The sequence below is a fragment of the Bacillus cereus group sp. MYBK216-1 genome (assembly GCF_051916495.1).
GTDB classification, from domain to species: domain Bacteria; phylum Bacillota; class Bacilli; order Bacillales; family Bacillaceae_G; genus Bacillus_A; species Bacillus_A thuringiensis_K.
Genome location: NZ_JBQAGT010000018.1, coordinates 37,573 through 53,950, shown reverse-complemented (window position 1 = coordinate 53,950; position 16,378 = coordinate 37,573). Strand labels below are relative to the sequence as shown.

Here is a 16,378-nt window from a genome sequence, read left to right as displayed (position 1 = left end):
ACCATCTAAATATCGTTTCACCGCTTGGATTTTTTCTTTTGAAGAAAATTTAGCCATAAAAAATGCACCTCCAATTGTTAGACTGTGTCTAACAATTGGGGTGCACTTCATGTTAAGGATACGGCTTTCTCTTATTTTTGACTTGTACGAGCTGAAATGCTAATTGCTCTATCTGTTGCTTTGGCAGCTTCATCTAACGCTTCTTTACTATTCTTCCCGTCATACATCGCTTCTAATGCTTTTACAACTGCATCTCGTGATTCTGGGAATACACTAATTAAAGCACCTTGTGTTGCTGGAGATTGCTTCGTTGCTTGCAGTTGATCTACTGTTACTTTCAACTGTGGGTATTTTTCATATTGCTCTTTTACTAATGGCTCATTATATGCATCTGGATTAATTGAGAAATAGCCTGTTGCCGTATGCCATTTCGCTTGTACGTCTGGCTTCGTTAAATATTTCATAAAGTCCCAAGCACCTTGTTGCGTTTCTTCTGAAACCATATTCGTCATCCATAATGATGCGCCTCCAATGACAACACCATTTTGTTTCGAATCCCCTGGATATGGAATATATGAAACACCTACATTAAACTTAGATGCATCAATTAAATCACGAACACCTGCTGAAGAATCTAAATACATAGCAACTTGTCCAGACTGGAACGCGGCACGAATATCATCCCAACTTGCTCCATACTTTCCAAGTGCGCCAGCTTTATTTAAATCATCTAACATTCCAAATACTTTCTGTCCTTCTTTACCGTTAAATACCGCCTTCTTTGCAGCATCCTTACGACCGTTTTCGTTATCTATATATAAAGCACCTTGTGTCGCTAACAATTCTTCAAAGAACCAACCATAGTTAAGCATGGAGAATCCATATTGTTTTACATTTCCGCCTTCTTTAATCGTTAACTTTTTCGCTGCTTCTTGTAATTCCGCATATGTTTTCGGAGCTTTCTCTGGATCTAAGCCCGCCTTTGCGAAAGCATCTTTATTATAAATTAATACTGGTGTAGATGAATTAAATGGCATAGAATACATTTTTCCATCAACTGAATAATAATTTGTAATTGCTTTTTCTAATTTTGACGTATCGTACTTATCTTTTTTTATCCAGCTATCAATTGGTGTGATTTTTTTACTATCAATCATATATTTCGTTGTAATTTCACTCGATTGAACAAGAGCTGGCGCTTCTTTCGTTGCAGACATCGTTCTAAATTTCGTTAAAGACTCTTCATATGTTCCTTGGAACTCTGCCTTTATCTCATATTTATTTTGCGACTTATTATAGTCTGCAACAAGACTATCTAGTACACCTTGTGTTTTTCCACCCATCGCATGCCAGAAGCGAATTACAGTTTTATCACCATTTTTTTCAACTGGTGCTACTTTTGCCTGTGCTTCAGGTTTTCCTTCTGTTTTACTATTTGAACAAGCGGCACTAGATAATGCCATTGTTGCTACCATTAATAGAGCAGCACCTTTTTTAACTAGACTCATTTAAATCTCACCTTCTCTTAGTTATTTAATTGCACCTTTTGTTAATCCTTGTTGTAATTGCTTTTGCCCTAAAAATAGTAAAATCAATGTTGGAATAACGATAACCGTAACACCGGCCATTACGCTTCCCCAATCAGTTGCAACTTCTTGAGACTGAAGCTGCTTTACACCGATTTGCACTGTTCTTACTTTTTCATCAGTGGTCACTAAAAGTGGCCATAAATACATATTCCATGTTGTTAAAAAGCTATATACTCCAAGCGTAATAAAACTCGTTTTACAATACGGAATTACAACGCTGAATAAAAATCTTATATTTCCAATCCCTTCAATAAATGCAGCTTCTTTCAGTTCATTCGGAAGTGTCATAAAATGTTGACGTAACAAGAAAATACCGAAAGCTGTCGCAAAAAACGGCACTGTCATCCCAGCGAAACTATTGATCCAGCCAAAGTTTTGAATCGTTAAAAAGTTAGGTACCATCGTTGCTTCCCACGGAATAAGCATCGTCGAAATAAACAGGAAGAAAATAAGATTTCTTCCTTTAAACTGAAGAAAAACAAAAGCATACGCCGCTAAGCTTGATACGATAAGTTGTCCAATCATAACGACTATCGATACAATTAAACTGTTATATAAGTATGTAAAAAGCGGTACTTTTTGAAAAATATTAATGAAATTATCAAAAGTAAATTGAGTTGGAAATAACCTTCTCATTTGAATATCGTCTGGTGTCATAAAGCTTATTAAAAACGCATACAGTACAGGAAAAAATACCATTACTGCACTAATTATGAGCAGCATGTATAATAGGAAATTTTGCTTCCACTGTTTAACAATCATTTATAATGCACCTTTCTCTCAGCAAACTTAAATTGAAGTAATGTAGCAATGAAAATGAAAACAAATAATACCATCGCTTGTGCACTTGCTGTTCCAAATTGATGATTCACAAACGCCTCTTTGTAAATCGAGTACACAATTAAATTCGTTGCATCATTCGGTCCACCGTGCGTTAAAATATCAATTTGTCCAAAGCTTTGGAACGCACTAATTAACGTTACGGTTACAATAAAGAATAAAGTTGGCGATAGCATCGGTAATGTAACACGGTGAAGCTTATATAAATAACTAGCACCATCTATAGATGCACTCTCATATAAAGACGTATCGATATTTTGTAAACCACCTAATATAACTAAAAATGCAAATCCTGTATTCACCCAAACTGTTGTAACTGATACAGAGAATAGTGCCCAGTCCGGACTCGTTAACCATGCGATTGCAGGAAGATTCATAGAGCCTAATATATTATTAAATAATCCTACACTTGGATGAAATAAAAATAGCCAAATCACTGCACTAGCAGCTACTGATATTCCCATCGTCGAAGAAAACAGAACTCGGAATAACCCAATACCTCTTACCTTTCCATTTGCAATCAATGCAAGAAACAAAGCAAATATAATACTCGTAGGCACTGTATATAAAACAAATAATAAAGTTGATTTTATACTTTTGTAGAAGGCTGGATCAGAGAATAAATATTGATAATTTTCTAAGCCAACGAAAAGATTAGCTTCTCCATGTATATCGGTTAAATAAAAACTATAGTAAATCGTCCTAAACAATGGATAGAACAGAAAAATCGAAAATAGCAAAATAGATGGTGCCAAAAACAATAATCCTATTCTTAAATCTTTCGTTCTCCCCCATAATTTTTTCTTTTTTGACACCTTTGTTTGAACTGGTAACTTACTTACTTCGATCATTATTCCGCCACCACTTTCAACTCTTCTTTAGCTACCACTTTTAAGCGTTCATTCGTGTTTTCGTTAAAGAAGCATAACTTTTCTTGCGAGAATAATAATTTTACTTTGTCACCTTTGTTCAAGAGTAACTGTCCGATAACTTTCGCACTCCAAGTTGTTCCATTTACCGCAAAGTTCAATATAGATTCATTCCCTAATACTTCTACAGATTGCAACGTCACTTCTTGTCCTTCCTCAGACAGTGCAATATGCTCAGGACGCATGCCTATGCGAATTGTTCCTTCTGGTAATTGCTTTAACTGTCTAATAGATAATGGAACTTGCAATTTCCCTATATGTAATACACCTTTTTCTTTATTCACTTCCCCATCATTTATATTCATAGAAGGAGAACCTATAAAGCTTGCAACAAACTCGTTTGCTGGTTCGTTATATATGTCAAGTGGTGTTCCAACTTGCTGTATACTTCCTTTATTTAAAACCATGATACGATCTCCCATAGTCATCGCTTCTATTTGATCGTGGGTAACGTAAATCATCGTAATTCCTAATCGCTGCTGAATTTCTCTAATTTCTATTCTCATTTGCGCACGTAATTTCGCATCCAAATTCGAAAGTGGTTCATCCATTAAACAGATTGGTGCCTGACTCACAATTGCCCTGGCTAGTGCAACACGCTGTCTTTGTCCGCCTGATAATTGGCCTGGTTTCATTTTCACATACTCTTTCAGTCCTACCATTTCAATAGCTTCCATTAATCGCTTTTGTCGCTCTTCTTTTTGTAATTTTCTTACCTTAAGTCCAAATAAAATATTTTCTTCTACAGATAAGTGTGGATATAATGCATAATTTTGAAATACCATTGATAGATTACGTTCTTTCGGCTCTAGATCATTTGCAACACATTCATTAATAATTAAATCTCCCGAAGAAATCTCTTCTAAGCCAGCGATCATTCGTAATAATGTGCTTTTCCCGCATCCCGAAGGTCCAACTAAAACAAAAAATTCGCCCTTCTTAATATGAACCGATACGCCTTTAACCGCTGTCTCTTCTGCATTTTTATATACCTTTGAAACATTTTTCAATTCAATCACAAGGTTGCACTCCTTTTTTCTTCTTGTATCCATACTTCATAATGACTTGTTGAAATCGCACTTGCTCCTGCACGAATTGCAATTTCCGCATCTTCTCGAGTTTGAATCAGCCCGCCTGCAATAATAGGAAACTCTAGTTCCTCTACTAGCTGTTTAATAATAGAAGGCATAATCCCCGGCATAATCTCTACTGCATTCGGTTTAGTCGTTTTACAATTTTCAATTGATTTAGTAAGAGATAAAGTATCTACAATAAAAATACGTTGAATTGTTTTCAATCCAATTTTATTAGCATTTCGAATTGTCGAACCTTTTGTTGAAATAATACCTTGTGCCCCGATAACATCTTGAATATACAAAAGCGCTTCCTCTGTATTCGTATTTAAGCCTTGTATAAAATCACAATGAAGAAATACATCATGTCCATGTTTCTGCAATTCATATACACGCTCTGGTAATTCCAGCATTGAACCAGTCATAAGAAAAACTGTTTTCGGCAATTTTTTGTATGCTTTGTATCCTTCCCAATCCTTTATCATCGCAATATAAGGTTTTTCAAACATTCATTCCACCTAACTGTTCTATTTTTATCCAAACTAAAAACACCTACTTACATAGAACGCCTTTCTCCTTATTTGAACTCTAGGGAATAGAGCACACCTAAGAAAGTGGCATATTATATGTAAGTGGGTGTTCTCAAATGTTCTCTACCCTAGTTATTTTGTTACCTTTACTATATTACGCATTTATTAAGTCAGTTTTGATAGATTGTTAATTAGGTGTTAATCGAATGTTAATATTCACCACATCATCATTTACATTAATCTATATATTTAAATATAAAATTATAACGAAACAATACTTAAAATTCAATCAATATGTAAATTAATTCCATAGTTAATGATTTTTAGTTTGCTTACCACTGCTTGCAAAGCAAAGTTATCCCAAGCAGTACTATAAAGTGGAATGCGCCTTTCCTCTTGTATTGATATAGCCCAGGCTGTAACAACATCAGTACCATATCCGGTCCCTTCAAACTCCGCTAAAGTTTCCACACTTGCCTCAGCAGCTACGGGCGTACTTCTTGCACTGCAACAAACAGAAACTACCTTTTCATTTTTTACAATTGCAAAATAAGGCTTCCTCCTTATTTACTCCATTTACCATCCATTCATAATCTATTTTTCATGTTCAAAACAAAAATCCCATTCAAATACACATTACTGAATCCATCATACTAACTGATTTCTTCATTCTGTCTATCTAAATGGGATTATTTTTCGTTTTTTACTCTACTGGCTGTTGTGGCTGTACTACTTCATTCGCTCCAGCTACCCTCAACATATTTACAATATCTTTAAAACCTCTTTTTTCAGCGTATTGCAGTGGCGTCAGATGTTCCTTGTTAGCCATGTTTACATCTGCACCGTGATCAATAAGCAATTGAATTACTTTCTTATGGTTTTCACTACCATTTCCTAATACAATTGCTTCTAATAACGCTGTTCCACCACGTTCATTTTTATAATTCACATCAATATCTGTATGCTCTAATAATTCTTTAACAACCTCTACATGGCCACGCTCAGATGCAGAAATAAGTGCTGTCCCACCTGACCTAGTCGTTTCTTTCGTATTAACTCCTGCATTAATTAATACTTTTACAATATCCGTATATCCTTCTCTACTTGCATAAAGAAGTGGATTACTTTTTTTCTCATCTTTAATTTCAATATTAGCACCTGCACCAATTAATGCTTTAACTGTCTCTACATGATTTTGGTACGTCGCTGCAAGAACAGGCGTTTCTCCGTTGTCACCTTCTACGTTTATATTCGCTCCATCCTGAATCAACTTCATAGTTGTCTCTGTGTCTCCAAGAGTAGCTGAAAGTAACAACTGTTTGTCCATTAAATTTATACTTTTCTCTTCTTTAGATTCTTCCTGTTCTTTATGCTTCTCTTTTTTCTTTTCATTTTTCACATGAACCGGTCTCGATTCTGGTTCTTCTTGCTTATCGCAAGCCACTACCGTCATTAAAAGTCCTAATAAAATACATAATAAAATTTTTTGTTTTCTCACAACTACAGCTCCTATGAAAGATAATGTTTTCTTAACCATTCCTCCATCACATACAATAACTCTTCTTGAGTACATTTATCCATAAGCCCTTTAGATTCCTTCTTTAAACGGATTATCTTAAGCTTATACTATGTTTCTCAACCTATTGAAATGATACGCCTGATGGCCCCATCATTAACATTATGAAGCAATTAGTTTAGCACGTTTTTACCGCATTTGTATACATTTCTAAAAAGTACATAAAGTGAAACTTTAATTAGTGGGGATTTTGTTCATCCACCACTAATTATTAGCCCACACCAGTCGGGCTTTTACGGGCAGCCCGACTCCACCTAACTTCTTTGCTTTCACTAAATTTTGAGGTGGAGATCTTACTGCCCGTTAATGCGGGATAAACGATTGCTTTAGGTTACTATATTCCATTGTAACCGTTCTTCTAAAAATTTTACACCTTTTCTATATTTGCACCTGAGTAATAATAGAAAAAGACAACTATATAGTTGTCTTTTTCTATTATTAATGATGTCCACCATGATTTCCTGCTTTCGGTTTCCCCATCATCTCTTTATTCATTTCCCATTTATGCTCTGCTAGCTCTTTATACGAAAGAACTTTCCCCTTATAGTTAGATACAAAGCTCTCTGCATCTTTTTTATTTTTAAATGAAATGACATTATAAGCCATCGGTGTCGTTATTGTTTTATCATATACGTAAGTAGCGTCTTCTAACAAAATCCAATCTTTCGAATCATAATCTCGGACAAATTTCTCTTTCGTCTTTTCATCTGAGTTAATCTCCATCCATTTATACATACAACCGATATCATCAAACTTTAACGCTTTTCCATTTTCTAAAATAATTTCTGTTGCAAATTGATTATCTGTTACCCCAATTTGGCAAATATCACATTTATCATGTTTCTCATCAATGGCAACAGCTGCTGTTTCCTTTTTCCCACACCCGACTACCATAAATACGAAACATAAACATATAGCAAGTACGACATATTTTACTTTCATCAATATCCCTCCCTAGAAACCGTATACTCCACGAAAAGAATACCAAAAGGTTGTGTGAGATTTGTGAAAAAACAATGTGCTTTTTGTAATATAGGAAACAAACAAAGATGTGTAGTTATTTCTACACATCTCTCATCACTCGCAACCTGTAATTAACAAATCATCTTCTAACTTAACTAATAATGTATCCGCACTAATTTCCTGTCCAACTTCTACATTTACCAATCTTATATTTCCACTAATCCCGACTGCGATTTTTTTAAGCTCACCGTCATTTTTTCGGATCATCAGTAATTTTTCCCATTCATATACGTAAGAAGATTCATTAATAAAAATCTCCTCTACTTTTCCTTCATAAGAGCTATAAATCTCTTCAATTCTCGTTTTCATATAACATCTACTCCCTATTTCACACTTCACTATTTTCATCTTATTCTACCATTCTTACGAGGAGCAGCTTACTTTTTAAAAATTCAAATTAACTACCGTGAACAAAATGAACAAAATAAAAATTATGCTTCTAATGATGTTATTTTTCAAATTATTTACCATTTGAATAGATGCTTTTATTATAAATAAAAAACCTTTTTCTGAATTTTTATTCTATTTTGAAAGCGCAATCATTCTTTAGAGGGGGAAATTACATGTTAGCACTACTTGGATTTGCGATGGTATTTGTCTTTATGTTTTTAATTATGACGAAACGTATGTCAGCGCTAGTAGCATTAATATTAATTCCGAGTGTTTTTGCATTAATTGGCGGATTCTATGCCAATATGGGGCCTATGATGTTAGAGGGGATTCAAAAGTTAGCACCTACTGGTATTATGCTTATGTTCGCTATTTTATATTTTGGGATTATGATTGATAGCGGTTTATTCGATCCTGTCATTAGTAAGATTTTAAAATTTGTAAAAGGAGATCCTTTAAAAATCGTTATCGGAACGGCTATATTGACTATTATCGTTTCTCTAGATGGTGACGGTACAACAACATACATGATTACAGTTTCCGCAATGTATCCACTATATAAGCGCCTTGGAATGAACCCCCTCATATTAGCTGGAGTTGTTATGTTAGGGGCGGGGGTAACAAATCTTACACCTTGGGGTGGACCCACAGCTCGTGTTATGAGCGCACTTGGACTTGAGGCTTCCGAATTATTTACACCTCTTATTCCAGGAATGATTGCTGGTGCAATTTGGGTTGTTTTCGTTGCCTACTATCTTGGAAAAAAAGAAAGAAAACGTTTAGGAATTATGGATGTACAGTATTTAAAACAAATGCAAACAATGGATGAGCAAGCTGCAACTGTCGAAGCCGCAGTGCATAAACGTCCTAAACTTCTATGGATTAACTTTTTATTAACCGCTACATTACTTGTCTGTCTCATACTAGAAGTTATGCCGTTACCTGTTTTATTTACAATCGCTTTTGCTATTGCTGTTATGATTAACTATCCAAACTTAGAACAACAGAAAGAACGTATTGCTTCTCATGCAGGGAATGTATTAGCAGTTGTTTCTCTCGTATTTGCTGCCGGTATTTTCACTGGTATTTTATCTGGAACAAAAATGGTAGATGCCATGGCTAACAGTGTAGTAACTCTTATACCAGATGCACTTGGACCACAATTGCCAATTATTACAGCACTTCTCAGTATGCCATTCACATTTTTCATGTCCAATGATGCATTTTACTTTGGGGTATTGCCTATTTTAACGAAGGCTGCTGCTACTTACGGAATTAGTGCAGCTGAAATGGGACGCGCTTCCTTACTTGGGCAACCCGTTCACTTATTAAGTCCTCTTGTCGCTTCCACTTATTTATTGGTCGGAATGGCCAAAGTTGATTTCGGTGAACATCAACGCTTCACTTTATTGTGGGCCGTTGGAACGACAATGGTTATGTTAATTACCGGTATTGTAATTGGGATTATTCCAATATAAGATGCAAAAAAACAGTAGAAGAAATAAAATCCTCTACTGTTTTTTATTATGAAGAAGTAAGAAAATAACGCCTCTCCGGTCTCCCAACACTTCCATATATTAGCTCTGCGTGGACTTTCTTCCCAGATATCAAATACTCTAAATAGCGCCTTGCAGTTGATCGACTTACGCCTACCATTGAACTTAGTACCTCTGCTGTAATCCCTTCTTCATTAACTGTTAACATATGTTTTTTTATTTTTGCTAAAGTTAAGGGGTCTATCCCTTTCGGGGCATATTCCATTTCATTTCCCTTTACGCCTCTTTGAGACCATAAATGTTCTATTTGTTCTGTAGATAATTGATTATTTTTCTTCAGCTGCATAATCTTTTTTTGATAACTTTCCAAACTCGCCTTAAATCGATCAAACATTAGTGGCTTTACGATATAATCTGTTACTCCGCCCCGCAGGGCGTGCCTCACTACATCTGTTTCCGATGCCGCTGTAATCATAATGATATCTGTATCGTGCAAATGATTCCTAATATATGTGACAAGTTCCGTTCCTTGCATATCAGGTAAGTACACATCTAATAACACGAGCTGTGGCTTCACAAGCTCTAGCCATTCTTTCGCTTGTTCTCCAGTCGTTGCCGTTCCAATTACTTTAAATCCCTCAATTTTTTCAGTAAAACGACGATGAATGTCAGCAATCCGAATATCATCTTCTACAATTAATACTTCAATCTCCTCACCCATTACTATTCGCCTCTCTCTTTCGGTAGTGCAATAATAAATAACGCACCACCTAAATCCCCTTTTTCAATTGCAATACTTCCATTTAAATCTTCTACTAACTCTTTCACTTTTGCTAATCCATATCCTCGCTCTCCTCCTTCTTTCGTCGAAAAGCCTTTATAGAATATGCTAGTAATTATTTCATCATGAATCCCTTGCCCTGAATCTTCCACTTCAATTACTATTTCTTCTCCAATATCAGTTACAAACATCCTTACTGTCTTATCATTCTCTTCATTTTTTTCAATTGCTTCAAATGCATTCGTAATTAAATTTCCTAAAATAGAAACGACATAATTACTCTCAATATGTGGACTTAATTTGTCTAAACCACTTTCTCTATCTAGCATAAAATCAATCTTCAACTCTCGTGCTCTATTATAAAATCCAATTAAAATTCCACCTAGCCATGGATTTTGAATCCGCTTCATAATAAATTGAACAAAATCTTGATATACCGCTGTTTCCTTATGAATAAGCTCTAAAGCATCTTCGTATGATTCTAATTGGATAAGACCTGAAAGCGTATACAATAAATTGTTATATTCGTGCGCTTGCGCTCGTAATGCCTCTGTATATTGCTTCGTCTGAGATAATTCTGCTGTTAACTGATCCATTTCAGATTTCAAACGTAAGCTCGATACAACGCCAGTTACTTTATTCTTTACTTTAATAGGTAGACGGTTCGCAATAACAGCCTGTCCTTTTATATTTAATTGGCGATCAAACTGTTCTTCACCAGTTTGAAGTACATCTAGTATCGTTGAATTAGGAATTACATTTAAAGTAAATTCCCCAATAATATTTTGTTGTTTATCTAGCGAAAGAATATCATAGGCTGCTTGATTGACTAAACTAATCATGCCATTTTTATCGATTACAATAATCCCTTCACGTACAGATTGAATCACTGTACTATGCTCTTCATATAAAGATGAAATTTCTTCTGGTTCCATACCGAACATCATTCTTTTTATACTTGCCGCTAAATATATAGAGCCGATTACTCCAATTAATAGCCCTATTATTGTAATCCAAAATACACGCTTTCCATACACCTCTACCGCTCCATGAATATCATCCATTGAAAATCCAACAGACACCACACCAATGATTTCATTTTCCTGATTACGGATTGGAACTTTTCCACGTAATGAAGGGCCTAATGATCCAGTTGCTTTCGAAACATATGATTTTCCTTCTAATAAAACACCTTTGTTATCTCCACCAATCATCGCTTCTCCTATTTTATCTCGCTCAGGATGCGCATATCGAATCCCCTCTTTATTTCCAACTACAATGAAGTCAGCCTCTGTATCCATTCGAATTCTTTCTGCAATCGGCTGAATGATAGAAGCTGGGTTTTCTTTTTGAAAAGCTTCCTTTATTTCAGGTATAGCAGCAACTGTTTTCGCAACATGCAAAGCTCGTTTCCCAATTTGCTCTTCTACCGTTTCAGATAATATGTAATAAAATAAATAACTCGTTAGCATAAGTACAACTAAAATAAGTGTACTTATAGTTAATGTAATTCTCGGTTGGAGTTTTAATTTTTTAAATTTCAAAACCATTCCCCTAACATGATTAAAGATGGAATTTAAAGAATATACAGTCTCTTTAATTATACTTAATCATAACACGGTTACTCTATATCTCTTTCTTTTTCTCTTCATAAAAAAAGAAACGAAGTAAAATTATTACCTCGTTTCTTAATATTTGTTATTATACTTTAAACTTACTAATCATCTCTTGTAATTCTTCTGCCATTTGTGATAAATGGACTGCTGCTGCATTTATTTCATCTACTGAAGCTAATTGTTCCTCAGAGGAACCAGCAATATTTTGAACACTTGCTGCATTTTCTTCAATCGTAGCTGCAATTTCATTAATAGATGCACTTACTTGCTTTGCATCTACCGTCATTTGTTTTGCTACATCTACCATGCTATCAATTTGTACAACTGTATCATTTGTAGACTTCAATATTTCGGCAAAGCTTTGCTTCGTTTCATTTGCAACTACAAGTCCTGATTGTACTTCTGTTCCAACTTGATTCATAGAGCTTACTGTTTCTTTTATATCAAATTGAATCTCTTTCACTAGTTTCCCAATTTCCGTAGAAGACTGTCCTGATTGTTCTGCTAGTTTTCGCACTTCATCTGCTACAATTGCAAATCCTCTTCCTTGCTCTCCAGCTCTCGCAGCCTCAATTGCCGCATTTAACGCTAATAAATTTGTCTGTTCTGCAATATGTTGAATCACTTCGAGGATTGCTCCAATTTGTTTCGACTTATCGTCTAATAAACCAATGATTTTGTCTGACTGTGAAACAGACTCATGAATTAATTGCATTTGATTCACTGTTTGTTCAACTAACTTCCCACCATTTTCAGCTTTTTTCTTCGTATACATAGAGGCTGTAGATACTAATGAAGAACTATCTGCAACACGCTGAATTCCTTCTGTAACTTCTTCTAACAATGTTGCTCCTTCTTCAACTTCTTTCGTTTGTATTTCTGCACTACTTGATACTTGCTCTATCGCCTGTGTAATTTGTTCCGTTGCTTCGCTTGTCTGCTTCATACTAGCTGTTAATTCTTCTGAAGATGCCGCTACATGACTTGCTGAAGTGTTTATATTGGAAATGACACTTTGTAACGATGCAGCCATCTCGTTAAAACTTTCTCCTAGCTGTCCAATTTCATCTTTAGAATGAACTGTAATTGATTCTGTTAAATCACCTTCACTAATCTTCTTCGATGATATGACAAGTTGTTTTAACGGTTTAATAATAGACGCAATTATGAAGTAAATTACAATCCCACCGATTATTAGTGAAATTCCAAGAACAGTTATTGTTTTATAGAAAATAGGTTCAGCCGCTTGGATAATTTCTTTGGAAGGCATAATTCCTGCTATTTTCCATCCAGTTTTCTTATTCGTTTTAAAAGTGATATTGCGATCTTCACCATCTAATGAATAATGAACATCCCCAGCTTCCTGTTTATACAATTCTTTACTAAGTTTCTCTTCTAATTTCTCTCCTGGCTTCAGTGTCGGGTGCGCTACTACATTTTTATCTTGATCAAATATTGCTACATACCCTTCCTTACCGATATTAACCATCTTGGAAGTAGTAACAATATCATTAATGATTAAGTCAATCCCAAGAACGCCACTTTTATCCTCGTTTTGTTTTGCTAGTGTAATAACAATATTCCCTGTCGTTTTTGACTTATATGGAGGAGTTACAATTACTTCTCCGCTTTTCTTCACAGCCTCTTTATACCAATCTCTTTCTGTAGGGTTATATCCATCTGGCATCTGAATAGCTGGTGATTGAATGAACTGTCCATTACTAGATCCTGTATAGATTGCTTCCATTTCTGGATGCAGTTTATTGTATTCTTCTAGTTTATTTTGTATGTTTTGAATTTGATCTGCTTGGTAACTTGATTGTGTGAATAATTTCGTAAAATAAGTTGCATCTACTTTTTTACTATCCAATTCTTTATTAATTACATTATCCAAAATTTTTATATTATCTTTAGCCGAGTTTAAAATCGTTTCATTAAAATTCGTCTTCGCCTGTTGATAAGACGTCCAACCAATTACAATACTTGGAAGAATTAAAATAATAATAAATGATACAAGTAACTTTGTTTTTAAACTACTACTCCTTAATTTCCCTTGAAACATACTTCTACCCCTCCATGCCGTTTTAAATGTAATTAATTAACATTTAATCTTTCTATAAAAATAATACGATTTAAATGCATCGATGAGACTCTCTATTTTTTCTACATCATAAAGAATCGATACATATCTTTTTCATTCTATATAAATTAAATAATTAAAACAATGTATAAAAATGTATATTATTCGAAATATTATAATTCATGGAAGAACCTCTAGTATTTCACTTACTAGAGGTTCTTTCCACCTTACTATTCTTTATCTTTTTCTACTTCTTTTTTCTCATCTTCTACTACAGATACAACAGGTTTATCGCTTGACAATTGTTGTACCGCTCCTTTTCCTGCAAATCCTTCTAATAGCTCTTTTAAGTCAATTCCAGAAGAAGCTTTTAACGTTTCTTGCATCGTTGCCATTAAATCAGTCGCATAACCTGCAACTTTTCCGGCCCCGCTATTTTTACCACCGCCGCCTGTATCGACAACTGTGATTTTATCAATGTTACTAAGCGGACTTGCAACTTCCTTCGCATAACTTGGAAGCATTTTAAGAACCATATCCATAATTGCTGCTTGACCATATAATTCAAATGCTTCGGCAATTTTTTGTTTCGCTTCTGCTTCTGCTAAACCTTTTAATCTAATAACATCTGCTTCCGCCGTACCTTGTGCTTTTTGTACTTCCGCTTTTGCTTGACCTTGCGCTTTTTCGATTTCCGCCTTCGCTAAACCTTCTACACGTACTTCTTCCGCACGAGCTCTCGCTTCAGCTTCAATCTTATATTGATCCGCATCTGCCTTTTTAATTTGTTTTACTTTTTCTGCTTCCGCTGATTGCTCAACAGCATAGCGATCTGCATCTGCTTTTTTCTTAACTTCTGCATCGTATTGCTTTTCACGACGCGCAATCTCTTTTTCTTCTAACTCGATTTGCTTTTCACGCTCAATGATTTTAACGCGCATTTGCTCTTCTGTAACACCTTGTTGTGCTTTCGCTTGTTGTAATTCGTAAGAAAGATCCGCGTCTGCTCGAGCTTGTTCTTGCTCTCTCTTATAAGATTGTACTTTTAATTCTTTATGTTTTTCAGCTTCAGCGATTTGAGCATCACGTTGATATTCAGCTTCTTTTGCTTCTTTCTCAGCACGTGCTTTTTCAATACGTGCTTCTTTTTCACGCTCTGCGTTCGCAATTGTTGCATCACGCTTAACGGTAGCAATTTGCGGCTGACCAAGCGCATCTAAGTATCCGTTTTTATCCATTATTTCTTTAATTGTGAAAGAAACAATGCGAAGTCCCATCTTCTTTAAATCTGTAGAAGCTACTTCATGTACCTTTTGAGCAAATTGCTCTCTATTACTATACGCATCTTCTACTGTCATAGAAGATAAGATTGCACGTAAGTGACCTTCTAAAACCTCTTTTGCTTCTACTTTTAACTCTTCCGTTTCTTTTCCTAAATATTGCTCAGCTGCAGTAGATACTTCTTCAATTGTAGAACCTACTTTAATAATAGAAACACCATTTACTGTAACTGGAACACCTTGCTTCGTATACGTATCGCGTGTACCAACTTCTAATTTGTAGTTTAATAGGCTTAAAGGTTCTGCTCTTTGCATAATTGGAACTACGAAAGTACCGCCCCCGCGGATAATCTTAATCTTCTTTCCATCATCAGTGGTAACAACATTCTTTCCTCCACCAAGCCAGTTCCCTGTAACAATTAACGCTTCATCTGGACCAACCGTACGATACTTCGTAATGAATACTAAAATGAGTAGAATTAAAATTGCCAGTAAAACTCCACCGATAATTAATGGAATCGTCATGTAAATTCCCCCTTATAATTTTGGTTTCTTTAAAGAATAAGCGATGTTTTGTACAAGTAAAACACCATCTTGGACTCCCTCGATAATAACCTCTGTTCCTTGCGAAATATCTTTTTTCCCAACTGTTTTAGCTGGGATTGCATTACTTCCAAATTGGGATGAAATTAATACTTCACCAAATCCTTCTGTAGGAATTGTCGTAATGACTTCTCCTTTGCAACCGATAAATTCATCCATACGTTGTACGGTATTTTGTTCTGCTTCTGCAATCGGTTTTAAAATTAGTATTTTCATGATGAAAACACCGATAAAAGATATAGCAAATGCAGCCCCGAAAATAGTAATACTATTAAAGGAAAATAAGTACTCTCCTATATAACTAAGCCCACATAACATGGCGAAGAAACTAAGTAATAAAGTAACAACGGATACAGATCCGCCCCCAAAACTAAATATCGATTCAAATATATCTCCAAAGAAGATATAAATAACAGTGAGTATAGTAGCAATAATAAATCCGTATAAATAAATTGTTTCAAGTGGATAACCAAACAAAACCATTTCTTATCCCCCTCTCTTAAACAATCCCTTTTTTGTTATGTTTATGCCCCACCTCTTTCAAAGATTATAGTTCTTAATTTTCAGTTATT

14 protein-coding genes and 2 pseudogenes are annotated in these 16,378 nt (G+C 35.1%); 1 reads left to right on the top strand and 15 read right to left on the bottom strand.

Annotation, left to right across the window (positions count from 1 at the left end):
- Positions 1-131 precede the first annotated feature (131 nt).
- The 9 genes and pseudogenes from ACTFRH_RS28785 to ACTFRH_RS28745 all read right to left on the bottom strand — a co-directional run bounded on the left by ACTFRH_RS28785 (position 132) and on the right by ACTFRH_RS28745 (position 7,869).
- The gene (locus ACTFRH_RS28785) at positions 132-1,508 is read right to left on the bottom strand and encodes an ABC transporter substrate-binding protein (protein WP_000060605.1); all 1,377 of its coding nucleotides are present in this window, start codon (positions 1,506-1,508) and stop codon (positions 132-134) included.
- A gap of 21 nt (positions 1,509-1,529) precedes the next feature.
- The gene (locus tag ACTFRH_RS28780; protein WP_000635939.1) at positions 1,530-2,351 is read right to left on the bottom strand and encodes a carbohydrate ABC transporter permease; all 822 of its coding nucleotides are present in this window, start codon (positions 2,349-2,351) and stop codon (positions 1,530-1,532) included.
- On the bottom strand, positions 2,348-3,280 hold the full coding sequence (locus ACTFRH_RS28775; RefSeq protein ID WP_000573804.1) for a carbohydrate ABC transporter permease: 933 nt from the start codon (positions 3,278-3,280) through the stop codon (positions 2,348-2,350). The genes ACTFRH_RS28780 and ACTFRH_RS28775 overlap by 4 nt, the downstream gene beginning before the upstream one ends.
- Positions 3,280-4,377 carry an ABC transporter ATP-binding protein gene (locus ACTFRH_RS28770; protein WP_000571375.1) on the bottom strand — a complete coding sequence of 366 codons (1,098 nt, stop codon included), beginning with the start codon at positions 4,375-4,377 and terminating at the stop codon, positions 3,280-3,282. The genes ACTFRH_RS28775 and ACTFRH_RS28770 overlap by 1 nt, the downstream gene beginning before the upstream one ends.
- Positions 4,374-4,940 carry a glycerol-3-phosphate responsive antiterminator gene (locus ACTFRH_RS28765; protein WP_000462084.1) on the bottom strand — a complete coding sequence of 189 codons (567 nt, stop codon included), beginning with the start codon at positions 4,938-4,940 and terminating at the stop codon, positions 4,374-4,376. Before ACTFRH_RS28765 ends, ACTFRH_RS28770 begins: the two co-directional genes overlap by 4 nt.
- 306 nt (positions 4,941-5,246) lie before the next feature.
- Positions 5,247-5,522 (bottom strand): annotated as a pseudogene (locus tag ACTFRH_RS28760) (GNAT family N-acetyltransferase); the annotation flags it as partial.
- A gap of 142 nt (positions 5,523-5,664) precedes the next feature.
- Positions 5,665-6,534 carry an ankyrin repeat domain-containing protein gene (locus ACTFRH_RS28755; RefSeq protein WP_000287343.1) on the bottom strand — a complete coding sequence of 290 codons (870 nt, stop codon included), beginning with the start codon at positions 6,532-6,534 and terminating at the stop codon, positions 5,665-5,667.
- Between the two features lie 441 nt (positions 6,535-6,975).
- Positions 6,976-7,479, bottom strand: coding sequence for a nitrous oxide reductase accessory protein NosL (locus ACTFRH_RS28750; RefSeq protein WP_000865662.1), 504 nt, complete (start codon positions 7,477-7,479; stop codon positions 6,976-6,978).
- 135 nt (positions 7,480-7,614) lie between these two features.
- Positions 7,615-7,869 carry a hypothetical protein gene (locus ACTFRH_RS28745; RefSeq protein WP_000857376.1) on the bottom strand — a complete coding sequence of 85 codons (255 nt, stop codon included), beginning with the start codon at positions 7,867-7,869 and terminating at the stop codon, positions 7,615-7,617.
- Between the two features lie 254 nt (positions 7,870-8,123).
- Between ACTFRH_RS28745 and ACTFRH_RS28740 the strand changes: the two genes are divergently transcribed.
- Positions 8,124-9,428 carry a CitMHS family transporter gene (locus ACTFRH_RS28740; RefSeq protein WP_000880466.1) on the top strand — a complete coding sequence of 435 codons (1,305 nt, stop codon included), beginning with the start codon at positions 8,124-8,126 and terminating at the stop codon, positions 9,426-9,428.
- 46 nt (positions 9,429-9,474) lie between these two features.
- Here the strand turns inward: ACTFRH_RS28740 and ACTFRH_RS28735 are convergent, their stop codons facing one another.
- The 6 genes and pseudogenes from ACTFRH_RS28735 to ACTFRH_RS28710 all read right to left on the bottom strand — a co-directional run bounded on the left by ACTFRH_RS28735 (position 9,475) and on the right by ACTFRH_RS28710 (position 16,289).
- A complete protein-coding gene (locus ACTFRH_RS28735) occupies positions 9,475-10,167 on the bottom strand; it encodes a response regulator (protein ID WP_000503469.1) in 693 nt (230 codons plus the stop codon).
- Positions 10,168-10,169: 2 nt separating this feature from the next.
- Positions 10,170-11,777 (bottom strand): ATP-binding protein, encoded by a 1,608-nt coding sequence (locus ACTFRH_RS28730; RefSeq protein ID WP_003303784.1) that lies wholly within the window; start codon positions 11,775-11,777, stop codon positions 10,170-10,172.
- 151 nt (positions 11,778-11,928) lie between these two features.
- Positions 11,929-12,789, bottom strand: a complete 861-nt coding sequence (locus tag ACTFRH_RS28725) for a methyl-accepting chemotaxis protein (protein ID WP_374221656.1) — start codon at positions 12,787-12,789, stop codon at positions 11,929-11,931.
- 81 nt (positions 12,790-12,870) lie between these two features.
- Positions 12,871-13,905 (bottom strand): annotated as a pseudogene (locus ACTFRH_RS28720) (HAMP domain-containing protein); the annotation flags it as partial.
- 248 nt (positions 13,906-14,153) lie between these two features.
- On the bottom strand, positions 14,154-15,728 hold the full coding sequence (locus ACTFRH_RS28715; RefSeq protein WP_000155019.1) for a flotillin family protein: 1,575 nt from the start codon (positions 15,726-15,728) through the stop codon (positions 14,154-14,156).
- A 12-nt stretch (positions 15,729-15,740) separates the two neighbouring features.
- A complete protein-coding gene (locus ACTFRH_RS28710; RefSeq protein ID WP_000242447.1) occupies positions 15,741-16,289 on the bottom strand; it encodes an NfeD family protein in 549 nt (182 codons plus the stop codon).
- Between the last annotated feature and the right edge of the window lie 89 nt (positions 16,290-16,378).